Origin of the sequence: Arenimonas sp. GDDSR-1 (assembly GCF_025980345.1) — a bacterium.
Taxonomy (GTDB): Bacteria; Pseudomonadota; Gammaproteobacteria; order Xanthomonadales; family Xanthomonadaceae; genus Arenimonas.
Map to the genome: position 1 here is coordinate 1 of NZ_JAPDUI010000013.1, position 22,341 is coordinate 22,341.

Below are 22,341 nucleotides of genomic sequence, written 5' to 3' on the forward strand. Positions count from 1 at the left end.
GGGGCGTGGTGCGGGAGTTGTCAGACTTGAGAATGTCTTGAATCACGATAGTATTAGGCATACCCAAATACTATGGAGTACGACATGACTTCTCCGACTGTATTCACTCTCACCGCTTTTATCGCATGGGCTCTCCTGCTCTTGGTGCTGATGGAAGTCCTCCGCTCACAGCTGGTGCTGAGTGGCAAAGTCCCGGCAAACGGTTTCACGCCAGACAATGCCGGCCTGTCGCCGTTCATGCAGCGCCTGGCGCGGGCGCACGCCAACTGCGTGGAAAGCCTGCCGGTCTTCGGCGGCCTGTTGCTGGTGGCCATCGTTCCCGAACGCACCGCCATCACCGATCCGCTGGCCTATCTGTTCCTGGCCAGCCGCGTGTTCCAATCCCTGGTGCATCTGGCGTCCACCAGCCCGACGGCGGTCAAAGTCCGCTTCACCGCCTTTGCGGTACAGATGGGCATCGGTCTGTATTGGGCGTTCCAATTACTGGGCGCGCTGTTGACGCCGGTTTCCGGCTGAGCCTCCGGCGAAACCCCGGATAAACGCTCAAGCGCGGTTTTTTGGGTACACTGCAGTACCCCGACCGGCCCGTCCGCATAAGCGGACACGCTCGGGGGTCACCCAGGGAGAACGATGATGACCCAGTATCTGATCGAACGCGAAATCGCCGGCGCCGGCGACATGTCGGAACAGGCGCTTCGCGATGCCTCCAAACACTCCAATGCCGTACTGGCCGAGATGAGCCCCGACATCCAATGGGTGCACAGCTACGTGGCCGGCGACAAGATCTATTGCGTCTATAACGCGCCGAGCGAGGCGTTGATCCGCGAGCATGCGGAAAAATCGGGCTTCCCCGCCAACCGCATCACGCCGATCAGCGCGGTCATCGATCCGTCCACGGGCAAGGGCTGATTCCGCCTGCGGACACGGTTCCATGTTCTGCGCCTCCTTCATCTGGGAGCCCGGCACCTATGATGCCGAGTTCCACCGGCTGAACGACATCATCGATCAGGTGGCCTTGGCTCTGCCCGGTTATCTGGGTGTGGAGTCCTGGCAAAACGAGGACGGTTCACGCCGCTGCGCCAATTACTACTGGCGGGATCTCGACACGCTCCGCGCATTTTCAACGCACCCTGCGCATCAGGAGGCCAAGCGCCAGTACGCGCGGTGGTACACGGGCTACCACATCGTGGTCTCGGAAGTACTCCGCTCCTACGGCGATGGCGCCTTCGCGCACATCACGCCAAATCGGCGCGGGCCTTCGCATGATTGACGCGCTGCACATCCGTCATGCTACCGCCAAGGATGCGGAAGCTTTGGCTCGCATCGGCGAACAGACCTTCCGCGATACTTTTGCGGCGGCGAACACCGCCGAAGACATGGATCTGCATTGCCGTGACAACTACGGACCATCCATTCAGGCCGGTGAAATTTCCAATCCGGACATGCTGACACTGCTGGCCGAAGCCGAGAATGGAATCATCGGATTCTGCCAACTGCGCTGGGGACCTGCGCCGCCATGCGTGCAAGCCGATACGCCCGGCGAAATCCTGCGCCTGTATGTGCTTTCCGGATGGCATGGCAGAGGCATTGCCCAGCGGCTGATGGAAGCCGCGCTCGATGCCCTGCGACAACGCGGATCCGACAGGGTCTGGCTGGGGGTCTGGGAGCATAACCCGCGCGCCATCGCGTTCTACGGCAAATACGGATTCACCGAAGTCGGCGCGCATGTCTTCGCGGTCGGCACCGATCCGCAGCGTGATCTGGTCATGGTCCGGCGTGTGGTTTCGGATTGACAGCGTCTTAACGGGAATTCCGTTAGTCTAGGGCCATCTGAATGCAAAGGAGCCTGCCATGAAATTTTCCCTGATTGCCGTTCTGCTCACGACCAGTGCCATGGCCAATGAACGCACGGTCAGCATGGATCTGGTCGATGCCGCCGGCAAAACGGCCTGGGTCGGCGAAGTCCACATCACCGAAACGCCGTACGGCCTGGTGTTCACGCCGCAGTTGCGCGCACTGCCGCCGGGACTGCACGGCTTCCACCTGCATGAAAACCCGAGCTGTGCGCCGAAGGACAAAGACGGCAAGCCGGTTCCGGCCTTGGCGGCGGGCGGGCATTACGATCCGGATGCCAGCGGCAAACACGGCACGCCCTGGGGCGACGGCCACCGCGGCGATCTGCCGCCGTTGTTTGTCGATGCCGAAGGCTCGGCCACGCAGCCGGTACTGGCACCGCGCCTGAAATTCACCGACCTTGCGGGCCGCGCCCTGATGTTGCATGCCGGCGGTGACAACCACGCCGACCATCCGGCCGCGCTCGGCGGCGGCGGTGCGCGCATCGCCTGCGGCGTGATTGACTGACATGACCACGCTGGCCCTGAAAATTCCGCCGCCCGTCATTGCCCTGGGCTGTGCCGCGGGCATGTATTTTCTGGCCGAAAACACCCTGCTGTATGGGCTCGGTCCGCTCTGGACCCTGCCCGCCGCCATCGGCCTGGCCCTCATTGGCATCGGTTTCGATCTGGCCGGCGTGCTGGCCTTCCGCAGACACCGCACCACCATCAATCCGCTGCATCCGGAAAATACCCGCCATCTGGTCACCGGCGGCGTTTACCGCATCAGCCGCAACCCGATGTACGTGGGCATGGCGATTCTGCTGCTGGCCTGGACGGTTTATTTGGAAAGTCCGGCGGCGCTGCTTGGCCTGGTCGCGTTCATCGCCTACATCACCCGATTCCAGATCATTCCGGAAGAAAGCCTGCTGGCGCAGCATTTCGGCGCCGACTTTGAAGCCTACCGGCAGCGCGTACGGCGGTGGCTGTAACCATGCCGGATACCGGCACACTGCTGGCCATCGTACTGTTCAGTTCCTTCGGCATGGGCTATGCGCTTTACGGCAAGCGCCAGCAGGCACTGCTGCCGTTGCTGAGCGGCATTGCGCTGATGGTCTACCCCTACTTCGTGGACAGCCTGTTCTGGCTGGTCACACTCGGTCTGGCGCTGCTGGCGGCGCCCTTTCTGCTGCGGCGCTGAGCCGGCGCATGCGCCAACAAGGACAGGTCCATGTATGAATCCCGCAAACAACGTCCGCTGAACCGCAGCCAGTTCACGCAACGCGTGCTGGTGCATGCATTGGTGGTGGCGGGCATGCTGCTGTTTTCGGTCGGCCTGGGCATGGCCGGCTACATGCATTTCGAGCGGCTGTCCGCCATCGATGCGTTCCTCAATACCGCGATGCTGCTCGGCGGCATGGGGCCGGTCAATCCGCCGCAGACCGATGCCGGCAAGCTTTTCGCCGGCCTGTTCGCGCTGTACGCCGGTCTGGTGTTCATCGTGGCGGCGGCACTGGTGTTCGCGCCGGTGCTGCATCGTCTGCTGCACCGTTTCCACTGGGACAGCGATCAGTCCTGATCCAGCGGCAGCACGCTCTGCTGCAGTTCGATGGCGCTTTCGCCGGCCATGATTTTCTTGAACTCGGGACGCGACACCGACACATAGCGTTCGTTGCCGCCGACTTCCACCTGCGGGCCTTCGGTGACCGCGCGCCCGTTCTCATCGACGCGCACCACCATGTTGGCTTTCTTGCCGGAATGGCAGATGGTCTTGAGCTCGATCAGATTGTCGGCCCAGGCCAGCAGGTACTGGCTGCCCTCGAACAGTTCGCCCCGGAAATCGGTACGCAGGCCATAGGCCAGCACCGGGATCTTGAGGCTGTCGACCACATCGGTCAGCTGCCAGACCTGCGCCTTGGACAGGAACTGCGATTCATCGACCAGCACGCAGTCGATCTTGCCCTTGGCGGCCAGCGCCTGGCGCACGATGGCGGCCAGATCATCGCCGCCGGTGAAGGTCACGGCATTGGCCTTGAGCCCGATGCGCGAGGCCACGACGCCCTCGCCGGCGCGATTATCGAGCTTCGGGGTCAGAATCAGCGTGCGCATGCCGCGCTCGTGGTAGTTGTAGGCACTCTGCAGCAAGGTGGTGGTCTTGCCGGCATTCATGGTGGAGTAGTAGAAATACAGCTTGGCCACGGCAATCCTATTCGTCGTCTTTTTTCGGCACTTCGGCCGGCGCCACCGGCATCAGTTCGCTGGCGGTCACGGTACCGGTCGGCAGCGCCTTCCAGGTTCCATTCTGCCATTTCCAGTAGGCTTCGGGTTGCCAGAATTTATCCTGGTAGAACTCGTCGCCATTGACCTGGATCGGCATGCCGCCCGGACCGGGGATTTCGATGCGCAGATTGCCCGCGAAGCCGGTACGGCTGCCGGTGATGTTGCGGCGGTTGCGCTCCAGAATGGCTTCGATGCGCTTCTTGGCCACGCTGTCGCCGTAACGGGCATAAATCGCCGCCCCTTTATCCAATGCCTGGCGCCGCTCGAGCTCGGTCAGTTCATTCCAGTACTGCTCGCGTTTGGCGACCAGATCGCGGTAAAGGCGCTCGGCGGCCAGATCGATCCAGACATAGGCTTCGGCCCGGTCGATCTGCACGCCCTCGCCCTTCCACAGCATTTCCGCCACCATGGCCTGCGACGGCTTGTCGGCGTAATAGGCGCCCTTGCGGAACTGGCGAATGGCTTCTTTGTAATCGCCTTTGCTGTAGCTCTTCATGCCCAGCACGCGGCCATACAGGTCCGGGTGGCTGCTCAGGAAACTGCGCGACTGGACGATGAAAGCGTCATCCTTCGGGCCGACATCGGCGGCCGGCAGGGGGGATGCCGCTATCATCAGGGCAGCCAGGGTCAACACGTGGCGGGTTTTCATCAACGGTTCCGGATTCGGGAATAAGGACTACAGCATACGGCGGCACGGCGCTGCGTCCATGTGCCGGAAGTCAGTCAGGCGTGGTAATGCCCAGCACCGCCAATGCCTTGTCAAACTCCGCATCCAGCGGCGCGGTGCAGCTCAGCATTTCACCCGATTCCGGATGAGGAAAGCGTAAACGCCAGGCGTGCAGCAGCATCCGGTGCACGCCGAGCATGCGGAATGCCCGGTTATGACGGCCATCGCCATGGCTGGTATCGCCGATCAGGTGGTGCGAGACATGCTTGAGATGGCGCCGGATCTGGCGGAAGCGTCCGGTCACCGGCGTGCACTGCAGCAGGGCGTAGCGCGAGGTCGGGTGCGCGGCGCTGGCCACCGGCAACTCGGCCGTAGCCAGGCAACGAAACGCGGTAATCGCCGGCTTTTTTTCCGGCTTGCCCGGGCCGCCGTCCAGATCATGATCGACGGTGAATTCCGCCTCGGGCCAGCCGCGGCAGACGGCCAGATAGTCCTTGCCGACATCGCGGCCCATGAAGGCCTTGCCGAGCACCGCGGCCGCCTCGGCATCGAAAGCGACCAGCACGCAGCCGCTGGTGGCACGGTCAAGGCGGTGGATGAGATGCACCTTGGAGGCGAACTGATCGCGCAGACGGTGCAGCAGGAAATCGTCTTCGCCACGCGCCAGACCGCTGGCATGCGCCATCAGACCGGCCGGTTTGTCGATCACGGCGCAGCGGGCATCGCGGTACAGAACATCCATCGCGGCTTCCGTCACAGACGGCGCGGCCAGGCCAGCACGAAGCCGATCAGACTCACGGCGGTCGCGGTGTACAGCAGCGGACCCGGGCCTGCGAGCAGAAAGAGCAGGCCGGCGGCAAAACCGGCGGTGACGGCAAGCGCGAGCGCGAACAGCTGGCGCTGGTTGCGCTGGCTGATCTTCACCAGCTGCGCGATTTCCTCGGAACGCATGCGGATGCGGGTTTCACCCTCGACCTGCTGGGCCAGCGCCGATTGCAGCAGCGACGGAAGACCGGAGGCCTGATGCAGGATTTCCGGCCATTGTTTCTGTACACGCTCAACGAAGGCTTTCGGGCTGTAACGTTCGCGCAGAATGCCTTCCAGCACCGGACGCGCCACGGCCCAGAGATCGATCTCCGGATCGAGCGTGCGGGCCAGTCCTTCGGTGTTGAGCAGGGTTTTCTGCAGCAGAATCAGCTGTGGCTGCAGAGTCAGCTGGTATTTCTGCGCGGTACGCAGCAGCTTGGCGACCACTTCGGCAATCGAGAACTCCGACAGCGGGCGTGTGAAGTACGGCTCGCAGACCGCGCGTACGGCCGCTTCCAGTTCATCCAGACGCAGCGAGGCCGGCATCCAGCCGGCCTGCACATGCAGGCGCGCAATCTTGCGGTAATCCTTGTGGAAGATCGCCATGAAATTCTCGGCAAGGTAATACTGGTCCTGCGCGCTGAGCTGGCCGACGATGCCGAAGTCCAGGGCGATGAACGACCCGCGGCGTTCGCCGTCGGTATCGACCCAGATATTGCCGGCGTGGGCATCGGCGTGGAAATAATTGTCGCGGAACACCTGCTGATACAGGATGCGTACGGCCTTGGCGGCCAAGTCCTTGCGATCGATGCCGCGACGGTCCAGTTCCTCGATGGCATCGGCCGGTATGCCGTATACGCGCTGCATCACCAGAACGCTCTCGCCGGTCAGCGGCCAGATCACTTCCGGCACCGACAGTTCGGTGCTGTCCTGCCACAGGCGGCGCATCAGGCTGGCGTTGGCGGCCTCGCGTTGCAGATCGCATTCAGCCAGCAGCGTGCTTTCCAATTCGGCGACCACATCATGCGGCCGGATTTTGTCGGCGTGCGGATGCAGGCGGCACAGACCGTCGGCCAATACCCGCATCAGCGCGATATCGGCGCGGATCTGGGATTCGATGCCGGGCCGCAGCACTTTGACCACGACCTCGCGGCCATCCTTGAGCCAGGCCGCATGCACCTGCGCAATCGAGGCCGAAGCCAAGGGTTCGTCGTCGAAGCGCTCGAACACGTCCGACAACGATTGGCCCAGGCTGGCTTCAATCAAGGTCCGTGCCTGTGCCGACGGAAACGCCTGGACCTGATCACGCAGGCCGGCCAGCTCATCGGCGATGTCGGCCGGCAGCAAATCGCGGCGCGTGGACAGCACTTGGCCGAGCTTGACGAACAGCGGCCCGAGTTCCTGCAGCGCCATGCGCAGGCGGGCGCCGCGCGGCAAGGCGCGGTTGGCGGCCGAGGTCGGAACGAATACTTTGGCGACACGCAGCAAGGGCGTGGCCCGCGATTTCGGCAGCCATTCATCCAGACCGTAACGCGATGCGGTGCCGACGATGGCGATGGCGCGCAGCAGCGGTTTCATTTCAGCGGCCCGGCAAGCCGTTCGGTGCGGGCCTGCAGACGATCGGCGCGTTGGCGCAGGCGGTCGACCTCGGCATGGAAATCGGCGAGCTCGGCCTTGCCGACCACCACCCGCGCTTCCTCGGTGGCGTATTCGGCACCGGAGCGGGCCAGGCCGGCGGCCCCGATGCGGGCCTGGCGGAATCCTTCACGCAGGATTTTGGCGGCCTGCGGCCCCAGCACCGGACCGAAGGCGCTGACGAACGGCGCTTCCCAATCCGGATCGTAGTTTTTCAGCAGGTCCTGCAGCACGCGCGCCAGTTCGACATCGCCGTTGATGCGCATGGCGCCGACCACAGTCCGTCCCTGCGCGAACACCGGCAGGCTCTGCAGCAATCCCGACAGCTTGCTTTTGATGCTGACATCGGCTTCGCGTGCGGCATCCACGGGGCCGACCTGCAACAGTCCCTCGCGGACATCGATGGCCAAGGCGAGATCGGGGGATTGCAGATGCGCTTCGATGCGGCGGCCTTCCAAGGCCTGCAGTTTTTCACGGCTGGCCGGATCAAGACGGAGAGCGCGGTTCAAGCCTTCCTGCAGCACGCGCCCGGCCAGGGGTTTCATCGAATCCAGGGAAAACGGGGTGCTCATCAATCAGCCTTCTGCAGTGAGTCGCGCAGGCGGCGCAGGCCTTCATCGAAGGACACCTGCGGCACATAACCGAAATCGCGGCGCGCGTTGGAACAATCATACCAATGCTCGGTCGACAATTGTTCGGCCAGAAACCGGGTCATCGGCGGTTCGCCGTGCACCCGAAACGCCCGCCACAGCAGTTCACAGGCCATGCCGCCCAGATAAGCCAGCGCAAACGGCACGCTGGACTGCACCCTCGGCGCACCGGCCGCGTCCAGCAGACCGTTGACGATGTCGCGGATCGGCATCGGTTCGCCGTTGGAAATGAAATAGGCCTTGCCGGCGCAGGCCGCGCCCGGCTGCAGATGCTCCAGCGCCAAAAGATGCGCCTGCACGACATTATCGATGTAGGTACAGTCCATCCGGTTTGTGCCATCGCCGATGAAACGCAGACGGCCGGCGCGGGCGCGCTCGGCCAGACGCGGCAGCAGCTGGGTGTCGCCCGGGCCCCAGATCAGCCGGGGCCGCAAGGCGACCGTTGCGAAATCCGCCGTATTCGCGGACAGCACGGCGCGTTCGGCCAGCATCTTGCTGTGCGGATAATGCGCGGAAAAATGCGTGGCATACGGCGTGTTGTTTTCGTTGCCGCCGCGCACTGGGGTGCGGCCGGCGTGCACCACGCTCGGTGTCGAGGTGTACACGAAGCGGCGGATGCCGGTGGCGCGCGCTTCGGCCAACAACACAGCGGTGCCGGTGACATTGGTGCGTTCGAAGTCACGCCAGACGCCCCAGCCACTGGCTTTGGCGGCGTTATGCAACACCGCGTCCACCCCGGCAAGGGCGACGCGCACTTTATCGGCATCATCGAGCGCACCCAGCACCTGGGTCACGCCCAGCGCCGTCAGCGCCTCGGAATGATGCCGCTGCAGGCTGACCACGGCATGGCCTTGCGCCAGCAGGCCGCGGCACAGGCCCTGGCCGAGAAAACCGCTGCCGCCGGTCACCAGGACTTTCATGCGCGCTTGGCCAGGCGTTTGGCCGCCCACAGGGTCAGCTGCTCACGGCCGATCTTGGCGTTGTGCCGGATATCGACCGGAAAGCCCGGATGGAACAGCACGACCTGGATCTGCCGCGTGTGCCGATGCTGGCTGGCGATGGTGAGCAGCTCGCTGCACAGCACCGAATCGGTAATGGAGGCGCCGGGTTCGCGCTCGATGCACAGCACCGGCTGCTGCGCGCCATGGGCACCGAGCCCGACCAAGGCCGAGCGCTTGACCGCCGGATGCGCATTGAATATCGGCTCGACGTTTTCGGTGCCGAGCAGGCCTTGCGCGGTCTGCAGGCGCTGCGATTTGCGGCCGCAGAACCACAGGCGGCCCTGTGAATCCTGCCAGGCCAGATCGCCCATGCGGTGTACGACGCGGGTGCTGCCGTCGGCCAGGGTTTCCCGGATTTTTCCGAGAAGATTGGAGGCCTCGCGGCGGTAGTAACTGTCGGTAGCGCTCGGGCCGGCCACGGTGACTTCACCGATTTCGCCCTGCGGCACGCAGCGTCCGTCGTCCCATTCGGGGATGGCGTCGTCGGTGATCGCAATCAGGCGCACGGTATTTTCCGGCACGGGCGTGCCCACGCAGGTCCCAAAGCCCTGCTCGGTGCCGGAGCGGGTCAACGCCAGCTGCTCGCCGTCGATGACCGCGACCGGCAGGCATTCGGTGGCGCCGTAAGGCGTCCAGAAGCGCGCCTGCGGATCGCACAGACTGCGGATTTTCTCCACGGTGTCGGCCGGCACCGGCGCACCGGCGGAAATGACGCAGCGCAGTCCGGGCAAGGCTTTGCCGTGCTTGGCCAGCACCGCCATCAAGGCCGGCGAGCCGAACAATTGCGTCACCCCGAACGTCGTGATGGCATGCCGCAGTTTTTCCGGATCGGCGCTGCCCGGCCGGCGCGGATCCATATCGGGAATGATGCTGGTCAACCCCAGGGCCGGATCGAACAGCGCGAACGGCGGAAACGTCGGCAGACTGACCCCGCCGGCTTCAACCGCGAACGCCTGCTGCAGCAGACGCACCTGCGCGGTGAAGTGCCGATGCCGGTACAGCACGCCTTTGGGCACCCCGGTGGAACCCGAGGTAAACAGAATCGCCGCGGCATCCTCGCCGTCAACCTGCGTTAATTCCGCCCGACTGTCACGGCCGAGGGCTTCGATGGCGCTCAGCGTGCGGCCGCCGAACAGCGCCAGACGGCCATCGGTGACTTTCAAGCGCACGGCCGGCGCCCAGCCCAGCAGCAGCTTCGCGGCCTGAGCCAGCGCAATGCCGATGAACGCCTGCGGCGCGGCTTCGCGCAGGCATTGCTTGAGCGCGGAGCGCGCGATGCCCGGATCGACCAGCACCGGCACGGCACCGGCCTTGAACAGCGCGAACATCACCAGGAAAAATTCAATCGACGGCTTGAGCATGACCACCGCGCGTTGTCCGCGGCCGATGCCGTAAGCCTGAAAACCCAAAGCCAGATGATGGCTGCGCCGGTCGAGATCGGCATAGCTGATGACGTCATCGTAACGCGCGAAGCCGTCCGGTCCTTTCGTGCCCGGACAGCGGATCGCCGGCCGGTCACCCAACTGTTCGGCACGCAGGGGCAGGATGTCCGCGATGTTGATCAGCTCGGGCATCGCGGTGCCTCCTCAGCCGATGGGGTGGCGGTCCAGGAACTGGCGGATGGCCGGAACCAGATCCTCGTGCTTGTCTTCCAGCACGTAATGGCCGGCATCGCCGTAAATCTTCTGGGTGGCAGAAGGCAGATCCTTGACGAAATGCGCGAGGAAGTCCTGATCGAACACGAAATCCTGCAGGCCCCAGCCGATGAAGGCCGGACGGTCCCGGTAATGCGGCAGCTGCACTTCGGCCTGCTGCACCAGCGGCCAGGCGGCATCGCCGGGTTTCAGCGGAATGTCCTGCACGAAGCGGTGCACGGCGCGCCGATTGGTCCAGCTGTCGTACGGTGCCAGCAGGGCTCTGCGGCTGGCCGGCGGAATGGGCCGCAGCACGCCGAGATCAGCCGCGCCGCGCGCGAAGAAATTGAAACCGCGGATCAGCACCGCGCCCAGCAGCGGAATGCGGCCGAGCGCGATCTGCCACGGCAGTTTCTTGGTTTTCGGCAACGGGAACGACGCGGTGTTGAGGATGACCAGACGCGCGATGCGCTCCGGATGGCGCAGGGCCCAGGCGAAACCGACCATGCCGCCCCAGTCGTGCACGGCCAGGGTGATTTTGCGGGTCAGGCCCAGGGAGTCGACCAGACGGTCGAGATCGTCCACGCGCGATTGCAGCGTGTAAGTGTAGGCACCGTCATCGGGTTTGTCGGAAAGCCCCATGCCGATGTGATCCGGCACGATGCAACGATAACCATCACGCAGGCCGCTTACCAGATGCCGCCAGTAATAGCTCCAGGACGGATTGCCATGCAGCATCAGCACCGGATCGGCCTCGGCCGGACCTTCGTCGAGGTAACTCAGGCCGATGCCGTTGCCGCGGTCGAATCGTTTCGGGGTGAACGGATACTCGGGATAGGACGCCAGCTCAGACACGGATTACCACACCACTTCCGCCATCGAGCAGTTCAGACCGGAGCCGATGCCGAGCAGCGCGATGCGCTGGCCTTTTTTAAGACGGCCCATTTCCTTGAGCTTGCTCAGCACGATCGGCACCGAGGCCGGGCCGATGTTGCCGTGCTCGGCGAAGATGGTCATCACTTTCTTGGGATCGATGCCGAAGGCCTTGATCATGGCGTCGGTGTGCACGCGGCTGACCTGATGCACCACGAACTCGTCGATTTCCTCGACCGCCCAGCCCATGGCCAGACGCGCGGCAGCGAAGGTCTTGGCGGCCAGCTTCATGCCTTCGATCAGCAACATGCGGGTGTCGGTGACCATGCGGTCGAGATTGCCGCGGCACAGGGTGTTCCATTCGGTGGCCGAACGCGACACGCCGCCGCGGTAACGCGGGGCATCCGGGGCCAATTCCACGCGCGACAGCACCATGGCGGCGGCGCCGCAGCCCAGCGTCAGCGAGGCCAGCTCATTGCGGAACTGTTCTTCGGTCAGATCGGGCGCCTTCATGCGTGCCAGGGTCTTTTCATACACCATGTTGGCGGTTTCGCCGTCGACGATCAGGGCGTAGTCGATTTCGCCGCGTTCCAGCATGCGGCTGGCCACGTCCATGCCGCTCAGGAAGGCCAGGCAGGCGTTGGCGATATCGAAGTTCAGGCAGTTGTCGCCCAGGCCCAGATTGCCGGACACGATGCTGGCGGTGGACGGCTCCAGATAATCGCGGCTGACCGAGGTGTTGACCAGCAGGCCGACCCGGCTGCGGTCGACGCCGGCATCGAGCAGCGCCTTTTCGGCGGCCATGGTGGCGACATCGGAGGCCTGCAGATCGCCGTCCCACATGCGCCGGGCCTTGATGCCGGCGATGTCCTGCAGCACATCGGTCTTGATGCCGAGGCGGTCCATGGCCGGTTTCAGTTCCAGATTGATCTGGTCGGAGGTCAGGGTGACCGGGGCATCGATGTGCGCAAGACCGGCAATGGCGACGTTTTTGAAGAGCATAGCGATTCCATGAAATGGCCGGCCGGTGACGGCGGAAGGCCCAAGTCGCTTATTTTGCCATATCCGGTGCGGCCGTGCCCCGTTTCAGGGCGGCATGCGGCGGCCTCGCCGGGACTGCAGGACGCCGTCCAGCAGCAAAACCGCGAGCGCTGCGGCTACCGCGGCCATCCAGAACAGGCCATTCGCGGGCAGCACGTGGCGGATGCCGGCAAACGCGGCCTGCAGGCTGTCCACTGCCGCGGCAAGGCCCAATGGGGCCAGAACCACGCCGAGCAGCAGCCCGGCCGTGAACACCGCGCCCGGTAACAGCCACAGCCAGGCTCCTGCACCGCGGCGTGATTCGGACTGCCAGGCGGCCAGAACGGCCGGCGGGACCGGGGGCAAGGGCTGGCTGTGGAATGCCTGCTGCAGCAGACGGTCGAACGGATCAGGCGCGGACATGGGCGGCCTCCAGATGGGAAAGTGCGGCTTTCAGTCGGTTACGGCCGCGGTTGAGATGGGATTTGACGGTACCTTCCGGGCAGTCCAGCACGGCGGCGATCTCGGCCACCGCCAGGCCGTCCCGATAATGCAGACCGAGCACGGTGCGCGGCAGGGCCGGCAACTGCTCGATGGCCGCATGCAGGACCGCGATCTGTTCGTTTTCGGCATGCGCCGACTGCACATCCTCGCCGGAACCGATGCGCTCGAACGCGGCCTCCGGCTCGAAGTCGTTGGGAATGTCGAGCCTTAGCTTGCGTTTCTGCGCCATGCGCAGCGCCACCGTAAACGCAACCCGGGCGATCCACGTACCCAAGGCGCTGTCGCCGCGGTACTGGCCGAGGCTGCGGTGCACCCGCAGGAACACTTCCTGACTGCAGTCCTCGGCTTCCTGCCGGTGCTGCAACATGCGCCAGGCCATATGCCAGACCAGCTTCTGGTGGTTCTTGACGATTTCGGCGAACGCACCGGCGTCGCCGCCCAGCGCGCGCTGGGCGAGCGCATGATCCCGCCGCCAGGAGGTATTGCCCTCTTCCATGACCTATTAGATACCAAACACCGCCCGCCGGTTGCAGCCGGCTTTACAATTGCCGGCAAGCTTGCCAACAATAGCCGCATGCGCTGCCGCCGGCGGCGCCCCGTCCCGCAGGCGAGCGTTATGCCCTTGAATACCCGCTGTTTCCGATCGGCCCTGCTGGCGATGCTCGTTCTGGTGCTTGCCGCCTGCGCCGGCACGCCGACGAAACCCGTGGCAATGCCGGCTCAAATCAGCACCGACCTGACGGTCCGCCATTACGATTACCGGACCTGGTACCCGCCGGAAACCATCCCCTTCGACCCGATTGAAGTCGGCAAAACCCTGCAGTCGCCGATCAACGAGGTCCGCGCCAAGGCCATCGGTCCCGAGTACGGGGATTCGGTGCAGTCGCTGGCGACCAAGCTGTGGCTGATCGAAAACGCCCGTTATACGGTCGACATGGCCTACTACATCTTCAAGCGCGACCGCGTCGGCTACGCCATGCTCGGCGCGTTGTGCAATGCGGTCAAGCGCGGCGTCGACGTGCGTCTGACCATCGACTCCGGCGGATCCATCCACCCCACGCACAGCGAACTGAAGGCCTTGCAGACCTGCTCGGAAGACGGCGGCATGCTGCGCGATGCGGCAGGCAATCCGACCGACCGCAAGGCGCGCGCCCAGGTCGTCATCGTCAATGCGATTTCGAAGGTATTCGTGAAGATGAACCGGCGTTCGCACGACAAACTGATCGTGGTCGACGGCCTGGTGCCGCAGCATTCGGCGGTGATGACCGGCGGCCGCAATATTTCGGTGGATTACTACGGCATCACCGATGACGGCGAGCACGACCCGAGCGCCTACCAGGACATGGAGCTGATGGTGCGCGCCTCGGCGGCCGATGGCGGCACCAGCATCGGCGAGGCGGCGACCGTGTATTACACGCTGCTGTTCCTGAATCCCGGCAACAAATACCTGCGCGCCTCCGGCACCGGCGCCTCCGCACGCAACCGCAAAGAGCGCGACAAGGCGCAGGCCGATCTGGCCTATCTGAAAAACGTTCCGGCCATCCGCGAGGCCTATGCGCGGATGGACAGCTTTGCCGCGGAGGATTTCGTGCCGGCCAAAGTGCGCATCGGCCATGAACTCGGCAATCTGACCAACAAGAATGTGGTGACCAAGAATCTGGAACACATGGGCACCAACAAGAATTCCATCCGCGACATCTTCCGCGAAGAACTGATCCGCGAACGGCCGGACAGCATCCGCATCGTCTCACCCTATTTCTTCTTCGCCAAGTACAAAGGGCGCAACGGGCGAGAAGGCTTTGACGGCGCCGAAGCCGTCATGAAAATGCTGGAAGACAATCCGCAAAGCGTCTTTGAAATGGTCACCAATTCGGCGTTGACCAGCGACAATTTCATGGCGCAATCGGTGATCGACATGGACACCGCGCCGCGCCTGCTGCTCACTCCGGAAATGGCCGAGCGCTGGCGCAAAGGCCTGCGCCGCGGCCAGGTCGACCGCGCGCTGGTGGACAGCCCGGAATGGAAACGCATGGTCGACAACCCGCGCATCCGCATTTATGAAACCGGCCGCGGCGATGCCGTCGAATTCGGCGGCCCGGTCACCTACGGCAAACTGCATGCCAAATTCATGGTGTTCGACGGTTCCGGCTTCGTCGGCACCGACAACTTCGATTACCGCTCGCGCCTGTTCAACAACGAATTCGGTTTTTTCTACAGCAGCGACCCGCTGTCGGCCGAACTCAATGCCGAATTCGACAAGCTGAAAGCGAAATCCTACCTGTGGGGTTCGCCGGAATGGCTGGATGCACGCGATAAACTGATGGCGCAGAAGGGCATGAAGGCGGCAACCACCCGCTACCAGCGTTTTCTGTATAAATTTTCACGCAGTACCGGCCTGATCTGGCTGTTCTGAGATCACGACAGAAGGAAACGTTCCATGCACCCCTCGCTCCGACTGGCCCTGGCTCTGGTCGCCGGTATTGCCGCCGCGCTGTTCACCATCATGCTGATTGAAACCGTCGGGCACCGTCTGTATCCGCCGCCGGCGCTGGACTATTCCGATACCGAGGCGCTGCGCGCCTATGTCGCGGGTCTTCCGATCGGCGCGAAACTGATCGTGCTGTCCGCTTGGCTGGCCGGCACCGTGGATGGCGTGTTCGTCGCCGGCCTGGTCAACCGCGCCCGCTTCGGCCTGTGCGCCGCAGTCATCGGCGCGCTGGTGCTGGCCGCTACGCTGGCCAATCTGGCGATGATTCCGCACCCGCTGTGGCTGGCGCTCGCCGGCGTGATCGGTATTCCGCTTTGCGCCTGGATGACGGCACGGCTGCTGCCGCGTCTGCTCAAGACGGCCTGAGCCGTGCTGCAGGCGCTGGATGCGCGGTTGTTGGCGGTACCGCCGCCACTGGAACTGGCCGGTTGGCGCCGGTTGGCGCTGGAATCGGCCTATTTCACGGTCAAGGAAGCGCGTGCCTGTCTGTTCGCCGGATTGTTCTTCGCCGCCGTGTTCCTGATGCCGCGCGACGGACTGTTCGGCCTGCCACGCTACGACCTGCTTCTGGTGTTCGCACTGGCCGTGCAGGTCTGGATGGTCTGGACGAAACTGGAAACCGTGGATGAACTCAAGGCCATCTGCCTGTTCCACGCGGTCGGCTTCGCGCTGGAAGCGTTCAAGGTGTCCGGCAGCATCCAGAGCTGGAGCTATCCGGATTTCGCCTACACCAAAGTGCTGGGCGTGCCGCTGTTTTCCGGCTTCATGTATGCCGCCATCGGCAGCTACATGATCCAGGCCTGGCGACTGTTCGACCTGCGCATCCGCCACCACCCGCCGTACTGGATGGCGGTGACCGTGGCGCTGCTGATCTACGCCAATTTCTTCACCCACCACTACATCGGCGATTACCGCTGGTACCTGGCCGCCTGCGCGCTCGGTCTGTATGCCCGGACGGTGGTGGTGTTCCGGCCGTACGACCGGGACCGGCGCATGCCGCTGCTGCTGGCCTTCGTGCTGATCGGTTTCTTCATCTGGCTGGCCGAGAACATCAGCACCTTCTACGGCATCTGGAAGTACCCGAATCAGCTCGGCGCCTGGTCGGCCGTGCATGTCGGCAAGTGGAGTTCCTGGTCGCTGCTGGTGATCATGACCTTCACCATCATCGCCGGCCTGAAGCACATCAAATCGCGCATCCACGTCCCCGATTGACCGACTGCAACCTTTTCCGGCGTCAGCGTCTCTATTCCTACAAGCCGCCACTTCCGGCGGCGCACTAAGGAGACTGCCATGGCAGGTGATGTATTCGTAGTATTGATCATTTTCAGCGCGCTGGTGATGATCGTTAAAGCCAGTGTCGACGCCATCGTACGGGTCAAGGCCCTGAAATCGGTCGATGCCTCGCCCGAGGTTCTGAAGGCGATCGCCCAGGCCGGCACCCCGTTCCATCTGACCGCCCTGAAGTGGGGTCTGGGCCTGGGCTGTCTGGGCGTCGGCTTCCTGATCATCGACGCGCTCAATCTGCAGCCGGATCAGCCCAGCACCTGGGGCGTGCTGACCCTGTCGATCGCCACCGGCCTGCTGTCGTTCTACGGCCTGGCCCGTAAAAACCTGATGTAAGCAGAACGATGCGCCACAGAAAAGGGGCCCGAGGGCCCCTTTTCATTTGGCGGAACTCCGCGCTTACTTGACCGGCTTGCCGGTGTTGTCCAGCACGGTCAGCGGACCGATGTTGAGCGCCGCGATCTTGTCCTTGATCTTGGACAGATCACCGACCACTACCACGGTCAAGGCATCCGGCTGGATGGTTTTGGCGGCGGCATTGACCTGATCCAGACTCAGACCGGTGATCAGCGCGGCACGCCGGGCCTGGTAATCGTCCGGGCGGTCATAACGCACGATGCCGCCCATGGCACCGAGCACGGCGTTGGCGGTTTCGAACGAACCCGGCAGGCCGCGGACTTCACCGGCCTGGATCTTGTTCAGTTCTTCCGCTTTAGCCGGCGCCTTGCCGGTCGCGTATTCATTCACTTCACGCAGCAGCTCCTGCAGCGATTCGGCGGTTTTGTCGATCTGCACGGCCGCGGAAGCGGTCCACAGACGCTGGCCCTGGGCGCCGCCGACACCGGAGTACGAACCGTAGGCCCAGTGTTTGTTTTCACGCAGGTTCATGTTCAGACGCGAGCTGAATTCACCGCCGAGAATCGCATTGGCGATTTCGAACTGGGTGGCGTTGGCATCACGGCTGGACGGCACCAGCTGGCCGATCAGGATGTTGGCCTGCACGGCGCCGGGCTGGTCGATCAGGATGACGCGCTTCTGCTTGGGCAGCGCCACCGGGGTCACGGCAACGGTCGGCTTGGCGGCGGAGGGGGCCTTCCAATCGGCGAATGCGGTTTCCAGTTTCGGCAGCACTTCCTTCAGCGTGGTATCGCCGACCACCAGCAGGGTGGCGTTGTCCGGACGGATCCAGTCACGGTGCCAGGCCAGCATGTCATCCCGGGTCAACGAGGCGATGCTGTCTTCTTCACCCAGACCGCTGGAGGCCACGGCGTACGGATGGCCGAGGCCATACACGGTCTGACGCAGCACGCGGCCACCGATACCGGCCGGGCGGGCTTTTTCCTGCTTGATCGAGGCGATCCAGGACGCGCGTACGCGGTCGATTTCGGCCTGGTCAAAGCGCGGACGCAGGATCATGTCGGCATACAGGGCCAGTGACGGCGCGAGGTTTTCCTTCAGGGCCGAAACATACACGCTGCTGCCGTCGAGGCTGGCACTGGCGCCGATGTTGGCACCCAGCGATTCGGCGCGGTTGCCGAAGCCGAGGGCATCGTACGTGCCGGCACCTTCATCGAGCATGCCCATGGTGAAATTGGCGATGCCGGCCTTGCGGCCCTGATCGGAGGCGAAGCCCGCATTCTGGAATTCCATGCTGAACTGAACCACCGGCAGACCCGGGCGTTCGGCCAGGATCACGCGTGTGCCGTTGCTGAGCGTGGCTCGCTGCAGATCCGGGAATTTCAGGTCCGGGAAGCTGGTGGTTTTCGGCACACCGGCTTTGCGATCAAGATCGGTTTTGACCGTGGTGAATTTCGGATCGGCTTTGGGCACCACCGCCGGCGCCAGATTGGCGATGGCCGGTGCTTCGACCACCGGCGGACGTTCGCCCGGCACGATGCTCAAGGTGTGGTCGCCGGAAGACAGCCACTGGCCGGCCACCGCTTTCAGGCGCTTGGCCGAGGTTTTCTCGATGACCGCGAGGCTGGTGCGGAAGCAGTCGGCCTTGCCGGTGAACACCGCGCACTCGGCCAGCACATCGGCCTTGCCGCCGAAGCCGCCGATACGCTCGACGCCACGGATGAACCCGGATTTCAGGACGGTCTTGGCCTGCGCCACTTCTTCATCGGTCGGGCCGTCCTTGATCAGGCGGGCCATTTCCTCGCTGATGGCGGCTTCCACTTTGGCGGCATCGGCACCGGCTTTGACGTCGGCCTGCACGATGAACAGGCCGCCGAGCTCGGAGCCCCAGGCGAAGGCGGCGACATTGTCGACCAGCTTGTCCTGGAACAGCAGGCGTTTGTCGAGACGCGAGGATTTGCTGCCGCCGAGCACCTGGGCCAGGATCTGCAGCTGATCGCCGGCATCGTCGCCGACGCCGGGCACGTTCCAGGCGCGGTAGATGCGGGTCTGCGGCACCTTGTCGGTGATGGTTTCACGCGTCGATTGCGTACGCTTGGCAATCATGGTCGGCAGTTTGGCGACCGAAGCCGAGGCCGGGATGTCCCCGAAGAAACGGGTGGCTTTTTCCTTGGCGGTGGCCAGATCGATGTCGCCGGCCAGCACCAGCACGGCGTTGTTCGGGCCGTACCAGCTCTTGAACCAGGCCTTGACGTCATCCAGCGTGGCGGCGTTCAGATCGTTCATCGAGCCGATGGTGGAGTGGTGATACGGATGATCCTTCGGATAGCTCGCTTTCAGCAGCTGATCGAATACGCGGCCATAGGGCTGGTTCTCGCCCTGGCGCTTTTCGTTCTGCACCACGCCGCGCTGCTCGTCGAGCGCGGCCTGGTCGATGGCACCGAGCAGATGGCCCATGCGGTCGGACTCCATGAAGAGGGCCATGTCCAGCGCCGTAGTCGGCACGTTCTGGAAATAGTTGGTGCGGTCGGAATTGGTGGTGCCGTTCTGGTCGGTGGCGCCGGCCAGCTCGAAGGGCTCGAAGAATTCGCCTTTGTGGTTTTCCGAGCCCTGGAACATCAGATGCTCGAACAGGTGCGCGAAACCGCTGCGGCCCAGGGGCTCGTCCTTGGAACCGACGTGATACCAGATATTCACCGCCACGATCGGCGCCTTGCGGTCGGTATGTACGATCACACGCAGCCCGTTCGGCAGGGTGAATTCGTCGTAAGCGATGTCGACCGTGGCGGCACCGGCGGCCTGGGCGGCCGGCATGAAGGCGGGCGTACCGCCGAGCAGGGCAAGGCCGAGAGCGGCCGACAGAAGCGTTTTGTTTCCGAATCGCATGGGCGGGGTTCCTTTGGAGTGAATCGCTAATGGTAATGGAATTTGACGGCACCTACACTAGGCCATATGTCATAGTCACGGCGTGAAGTCCGGAGCAAGACCTGATGCCGCGTTCCACGATCGTTCTGTTATTGCTGGCAATCTCCGGCGCCGCAACGGCGGCGGAGTCGGTGCGTTACGAGCAGGGGCTGGCCTGGGACCTGCAGAAAAAGCGCCTGCTGTACACCGAATCGCACTGGAGCCGGTTCGAGAACAATCTGCTGTCCGAACGCACCGTGCTGTACCGCTGCGCCGACGGCACACCCTTTGCCCGCAAGGTCATTTCCTACGCCCCCTCGCGTCTGGCACCGGCTTTCGACTTCAAGGACGCCCGCCTCGGTTACCGGGAAGGCCTGCGCTGGAAAAACGGCCGGGCCAGCGTCTGGTTCGACGGCAGCGGCGGCTACCGGGAACGGCAGCTGCAGAACAGCCCTGACCTGGTCGCCGATGCCGGTTTCGACGGCTTCATCCGCAGCCGCTGGCCGCAGCTGCTCGGCGACCGCCGCCAGCAGCTGCAGTTCGCGGTGCCGTCGCGGCTGGACAGCTACGGCTTCCATCTGCAACGCATCGGTGCCGCGGTTTACCGGGAACAGGCGGCGCAGATTTTCCGGCTCGGGCTTGACGGCTGGCTGGGCCTGGTCGCACCGGACATCGAAGTGACCTACAGCAGCAACGGCAGCCGGCTGCTGCGTTTCAAGGGCTTGAGCAACATCCGCGACGATGACGGCGGCGCCACGGTGAAGGCGCTGATCGAGTTCCCGCTGACCGACCGCGAAGTGCCGGCCGCCGAAAAAAACCGGGCACAGGCGGTTTTGCTAAAATCCTGCCAACTCAGCTGATTTTGGAACACATCGTGATCGATGTGATTTTGTTCGAACCGGAAATTCCCCAGAACACCGGCAACATCATCCGCCTTTGTGCCAACACCGGCGCTAGGCTGCACCTGGTCGAACCGCTCGGCTTCGTCTGGGACGATGCCCGGGTCAAACGCGCCGGCCTGGATTACCACGAGTTCGCCGAGGTCCGCCGGCATGCCGACTATGCCGCCTGCCTGACGCATCTGCAACAGCCGCGCGTGTTCGCGTTCAGTTCGAAAGCGCAGACGCGCTTCGATGCCCCGCATTTCCGGGCCGGCGATGCCCTGCTGTTCGGCCCCGAAACCCGCGGCCTGCCGGCGGCGGTGCTGGACGGTCTGCCCGAGGCGCAACGACTGCGCTTGCCGATGCGGCCGGGTCAGCGTAGTCTGAATCTGTCGAATGCCGTTGCCGTGGCGGTGTTCGAGGTCTGGCGCCAGCTCGGCTACGCCTGACACGCACGGCGGTATTGCCCCAGGAGATCGCCATGAGCGAAAAAGACAGTAACGCGTTGCTGGCCCTGCTGGCCGGCGTCGCCATCGGCGCCGGACTCGGCATCCTGTTCGCGCCCGACAGCGGCCGCAAGACCCGCGAGAAGCTCAAGAACGGCGTCGACGAACTCGGCGATGAGCTGCAGGAGCAGCTGCAGGCGCTGAGCCGCAAGGTACAGACCGCGGTCGGCGACAAGACCCAGCAGATCGAACACGCCATCGACGGCCTGGCCGAGCAGGCCGGCGCCGAATCGGAAGCGGTCATCGAAAAACTCGAAGCACGCCTCGAGCAGCTGAAAGCACGCATCCGCCAGGGCCGCGGCACGCCATGAGCGCGCTTCGGGAAAACGCCGAAGACCTGCGCGCCAGCGTGGAAGCCCTGCTGGAGAACCAGGCCGCCTATTACAAGCTCTGGTCGTTCAAAGTCGGCATGAAATCGCTGACCCTGCTGATCCAGCTGACCCTGTTCACCCTGTTCGGGCTGATGGCGCTGTTGTTCCTGTCGACCGCCGCCGCCTTCGCGCTCGGCGATGCGCTCGGCTCGGCCACGAAAGGCTTTCTGCTCATCGGCGGGTTCTACGCGGTGTTGCTGATTGCCGTTTATCTGCTGCGTGATCAGATCAACCGGCCGATCCTGCGCCGCTTCTCCGACATTTTCTTCGCGGAGGGACCATGACCCGGAAAACCTACAGCTCGTTCGAACAGATCGACCAGGAACTGGAAATCCTGGCGCTGGAAAAGGAATTGCGGCAGATCCAGCTGCGCCAGGCCGCCGGCAAAGCCGCCGAAGCGCTCAAGCCCGGCAACCTGTTGATGGAATCACTGGGCCCGGTCGGCGGCATGGTCCGCAATTCCGGCGCGGTGCAGAAAGTCCTCATGATGTGGCTTGCACGCCGGCTGCTGAAATAATCGCCTGAACGGAACATTAACAAAACCGCGCGACGGGCGAACTTCCGTGACTTAAGACACTCCAAGCTGGGCGTCTGCGAAATGCAGAATGAAATGCACTGTGCATTTCCGCATCAGTCAATCACTTTGG

The 22,341-nt window shown here is 63.8% G+C and carries 28 protein-coding genes and 1 pseudogene; 17 read left to right on the plus strand and 12 right to left on the minus strand.

From position 1 onward, the window contains the following. Nucleotides 1-84: 84 nt before the first annotated feature. From Q0W88_RS03615 to Q0W88_RS03650, 8 genes are all read left to right on the plus strand, one after another. Nucleotides 85-516, plus strand: a complete 432-nt coding sequence (locus Q0W88_RS03615) for an MAPEG family protein (RefSeq protein WP_297800118.1) — start codon at nucleotides 85-87, stop codon at nucleotides 514-516. A gap of 117 nt (nucleotides 517-633) precedes the next feature. After that, a complete protein-coding gene (locus tag Q0W88_RS03620) occupies nucleotides 634-909 on the plus strand; it encodes a DUF4242 domain-containing protein (protein ID WP_297800121.1) in 276 nt (91 codons plus the stop codon). A gap of 22 nt (nucleotides 910-931) precedes the next feature. Then, complete coding sequence (locus tag Q0W88_RS03625; RefSeq protein ID WP_297800123.1) at nucleotides 932-1,270, plus strand: DUF4188 domain-containing protein; 339 nt, start codon at nucleotides 932-934, stop codon at nucleotides 1,268-1,270. After that, nucleotides 1,263-1,793: a GNAT family N-acetyltransferase gene (locus Q0W88_RS03630; RefSeq protein ID WP_297800125.1), complete on the plus strand. Its 531-nt coding sequence runs from the start codon at nucleotides 1,263-1,265 to the stop codon at nucleotides 1,791-1,793. Before Q0W88_RS03625 ends, Q0W88_RS03630 begins: the two co-directional genes overlap by 8 nt. Nucleotides 1,794-1,851: 58 nt before the next feature. Further along, on the plus strand, nucleotides 1,852-2,361 hold the full coding sequence (gene sodC / locus Q0W88_RS03635) for a superoxide dismutase [Cu-Zn] SodC (RefSeq protein WP_297800127.1): 510 nt from the start codon (nucleotides 1,852-1,854) through the stop codon (nucleotides 2,359-2,361). A gap of 1 nt (nucleotide 2,362) precedes the next feature. After that, on the plus strand, nucleotides 2,363-2,824 hold the full coding sequence (locus Q0W88_RS03640) for an isoprenylcysteine carboxylmethyltransferase family protein (RefSeq protein ID WP_297800129.1): 462 nt from the start codon (nucleotides 2,363-2,365) through the stop codon (nucleotides 2,822-2,824). Nucleotides 2,825-2,826: 2 nt separating this feature from the next. Next, nucleotides 2,827-3,033 (plus strand): hypothetical protein, encoded by a 207-nt coding sequence (locus Q0W88_RS03645; RefSeq protein ID WP_297800131.1) that lies wholly within the window; start codon nucleotides 2,827-2,829, stop codon nucleotides 3,031-3,033. A gap of 30 nt (nucleotides 3,034-3,063) precedes the next feature. After that, nucleotides 3,064-3,411 carry a hypothetical protein gene (locus Q0W88_RS03650; protein WP_297800133.1) on the plus strand — a complete coding sequence of 116 codons (348 nt, stop codon included), beginning with the start codon at nucleotides 3,064-3,066 and terminating at the stop codon, nucleotides 3,409-3,411. On the opposite strand, the gene Q0W88_RS03655 is transcribed toward Q0W88_RS03650, so the two are convergent. The 11 genes and pseudogenes from Q0W88_RS03655 to Q0W88_RS03705 all read right to left on the minus strand — a co-directional run bounded on the left by Q0W88_RS03655 (nucleotide 3,402) and on the right by Q0W88_RS03705 (nucleotide 13,399). After that, the gene (locus tag Q0W88_RS03655; protein ID WP_297800135.1) at nucleotides 3,402-4,031 is read right to left on the minus strand and encodes a thymidine kinase; all 630 of its coding nucleotides are present in this window, start codon (nucleotides 4,029-4,031) and stop codon (nucleotides 3,402-3,404) included. The genes Q0W88_RS03650 and Q0W88_RS03655 overlap by 10 nt on opposite strands. A gap of 7 nt (nucleotides 4,032-4,038) precedes the next feature. Further along, nucleotides 4,039-4,761 (minus strand): hypothetical protein, encoded by a 723-nt coding sequence (locus tag Q0W88_RS03660; protein ID WP_297800137.1) that lies wholly within the window; start codon nucleotides 4,759-4,761, stop codon nucleotides 4,039-4,041. A gap of 70 nt (nucleotides 4,762-4,831) precedes the next feature. Next, the gene (locus tag Q0W88_RS03665; protein ID WP_297800139.1) at nucleotides 4,832-5,521 is read right to left on the minus strand and encodes a pseudouridine synthase; all 690 of its coding nucleotides are present in this window, start codon (nucleotides 5,519-5,521) and stop codon (nucleotides 4,832-4,834) included. A gap of 89 nt (nucleotides 5,522-5,610) precedes the next feature. Beyond that, a pseudogene (ubiB, locus tag Q0W88_RS03670) lies at nucleotides 5,611-7,164 on the minus strand (2-polyprenylphenol 6-hydroxylase); the annotation flags it as partial. Then, complete coding sequence (locus tag Q0W88_RS03675) at nucleotides 7,161-7,793, minus strand: SCP2 sterol-binding domain-containing protein (RefSeq protein ID WP_297800142.1); 633 nt, start codon at nucleotides 7,791-7,793, stop codon at nucleotides 7,161-7,163. The pseudogene ubiB and the gene Q0W88_RS03675, both read right to left, overlap by 4 nt. After that, nucleotides 7,793-8,791: an NAD-dependent epimerase/dehydratase family protein gene (locus Q0W88_RS03680; RefSeq protein WP_297800144.1), complete on the minus strand. Its 999-nt coding sequence runs from the start codon at nucleotides 8,789-8,791 to the stop codon at nucleotides 7,793-7,795. Before Q0W88_RS03680 ends, Q0W88_RS03675 begins: the two co-directional genes overlap by 1 nt. After that, complete coding sequence (locus Q0W88_RS03685) at nucleotides 8,788-10,446, minus strand: fatty acid CoA ligase family protein (RefSeq protein ID WP_297800146.1); 1,659 nt, start codon at nucleotides 10,444-10,446, stop codon at nucleotides 8,788-8,790. Before Q0W88_RS03685 ends, Q0W88_RS03680 begins: the two co-directional genes overlap by 4 nt. Before the next feature lie 12 nt (nucleotides 10,447-10,458). Next, on the minus strand, nucleotides 10,459-11,352 hold the full coding sequence (locus Q0W88_RS03690) for an alpha/beta fold hydrolase (RefSeq protein ID WP_297800206.1): 894 nt from the start codon (nucleotides 11,350-11,352) through the stop codon (nucleotides 10,459-10,461). A 12-nt stretch (nucleotides 11,353-11,364) separates the two neighbouring features. Then, a complete protein-coding gene (locus Q0W88_RS03695; protein ID WP_297800148.1) occupies nucleotides 11,365-12,381 on the minus strand; it encodes a 3-oxoacyl-ACP synthase III in 1,017 nt (338 codons plus the stop codon). Between the two features lie 84 nt (nucleotides 12,382-12,465). Beyond that, nucleotides 12,466-12,822 carry a hypothetical protein gene (locus Q0W88_RS03700; protein ID WP_297800151.1) on the minus strand — a complete coding sequence of 119 codons (357 nt, stop codon included), beginning with the start codon at nucleotides 12,820-12,822 and terminating at the stop codon, nucleotides 12,466-12,468. After that, complete coding sequence (locus Q0W88_RS03705; protein WP_297800154.1) at nucleotides 12,809-13,399, minus strand: RNA polymerase sigma factor; 591 nt, start codon at nucleotides 13,397-13,399, stop codon at nucleotides 12,809-12,811. The genes Q0W88_RS03700 and Q0W88_RS03705 overlap by 14 nt, the downstream gene beginning before the upstream one ends. Before the next feature lie 120 nt (nucleotides 13,400-13,519). Between Q0W88_RS03705 and Q0W88_RS03710 the strand changes: the two genes are divergently transcribed. From Q0W88_RS03710 to Q0W88_RS03725, 4 genes are all read left to right on the plus strand, one after another. After that, nucleotides 13,520-15,316: a phospholipase D-like domain-containing protein gene (locus Q0W88_RS03710; protein WP_297800156.1), complete on the plus strand. Its 1,797-nt coding sequence runs from the start codon at nucleotides 13,520-13,522 to the stop codon at nucleotides 15,314-15,316. A 24-nt stretch (nucleotides 15,317-15,340) separates the two neighbouring features. Then, nucleotides 15,341-15,757, plus strand: coding sequence for a hypothetical protein (locus Q0W88_RS03715; protein WP_297800158.1), 417 nt, complete (start codon nucleotides 15,341-15,343; stop codon nucleotides 15,755-15,757). Nucleotides 15,758-15,760: 3 nt separating this feature from the next. Continuing rightward, nucleotides 15,761-16,603: a DUF817 domain-containing protein gene (locus tag Q0W88_RS03720; RefSeq protein ID WP_297800161.1), complete on the plus strand. Its 843-nt coding sequence runs from the start codon at nucleotides 15,761-15,763 to the stop codon at nucleotides 16,601-16,603. A 78-nt stretch (nucleotides 16,604-16,681) separates the two neighbouring features. After that, nucleotides 16,682-17,011, plus strand: coding sequence for a hypothetical protein (locus Q0W88_RS03725; RefSeq protein WP_297800163.1), 330 nt, complete (start codon nucleotides 16,682-16,684; stop codon nucleotides 17,009-17,011). Nucleotides 17,012-17,074: 63 nt separating this feature from the next. On the opposite strand, the gene Q0W88_RS03730 is transcribed toward Q0W88_RS03725, so the two are convergent. Next, nucleotides 17,075-19,918: a pitrilysin family protein gene (locus Q0W88_RS03730; RefSeq protein ID WP_297800165.1), complete on the minus strand. Its 2,844-nt coding sequence runs from the start codon at nucleotides 19,916-19,918 to the stop codon at nucleotides 17,075-17,077. 104 nt (nucleotides 19,919-20,022) lie between these two features. On the opposite strand from Q0W88_RS03730, the gene Q0W88_RS03735 reads away from it, so the two are divergent. The 5 genes from Q0W88_RS03735 to Q0W88_RS03755 are packed head-to-tail and all read left to right on the plus strand — an operon-like array spanning nucleotide 20,023 to nucleotide 22,211. Beyond that, nucleotides 20,023-20,796: a hypothetical protein gene (locus tag Q0W88_RS03735; protein ID WP_297800168.1), complete on the plus strand. Its 774-nt coding sequence runs from the start codon at nucleotides 20,023-20,025 to the stop codon at nucleotides 20,794-20,796. Between the two features lie 2 nt (nucleotides 20,797-20,798). Beyond that, on the plus strand, nucleotides 20,799-21,266 hold the full coding sequence (locus tag Q0W88_RS03740) for a tRNA (cytidine(34)-2'-O)-methyltransferase (protein WP_297800169.1): 468 nt from the start codon (nucleotides 20,799-20,801) through the stop codon (nucleotides 21,264-21,266). 32 nt (nucleotides 21,267-21,298) lie between these two features. Further along, nucleotides 21,299-21,634, plus strand: coding sequence for a YtxH domain-containing protein (locus Q0W88_RS03745; RefSeq protein WP_297800171.1), 336 nt, complete (start codon nucleotides 21,299-21,301; stop codon nucleotides 21,632-21,634). Beyond that, complete coding sequence (locus Q0W88_RS03750; protein WP_297800173.1) at nucleotides 21,631-21,978, plus strand: hypothetical protein; 348 nt, start codon at nucleotides 21,631-21,633, stop codon at nucleotides 21,976-21,978. Before Q0W88_RS03745 ends, Q0W88_RS03750 begins: the two co-directional genes overlap by 4 nt. Beyond that, entirely contained in the window at nucleotides 21,975-22,211 is a 237-nt protein-coding gene (locus Q0W88_RS03755) for a DUF6327 family protein (protein ID WP_297800175.1), read from the plus strand. The genes Q0W88_RS03750 and Q0W88_RS03755 overlap by 4 nt, the downstream gene beginning before the upstream one ends. Nucleotides 22,212-22,341: the final 130 nt, after the last annotated feature.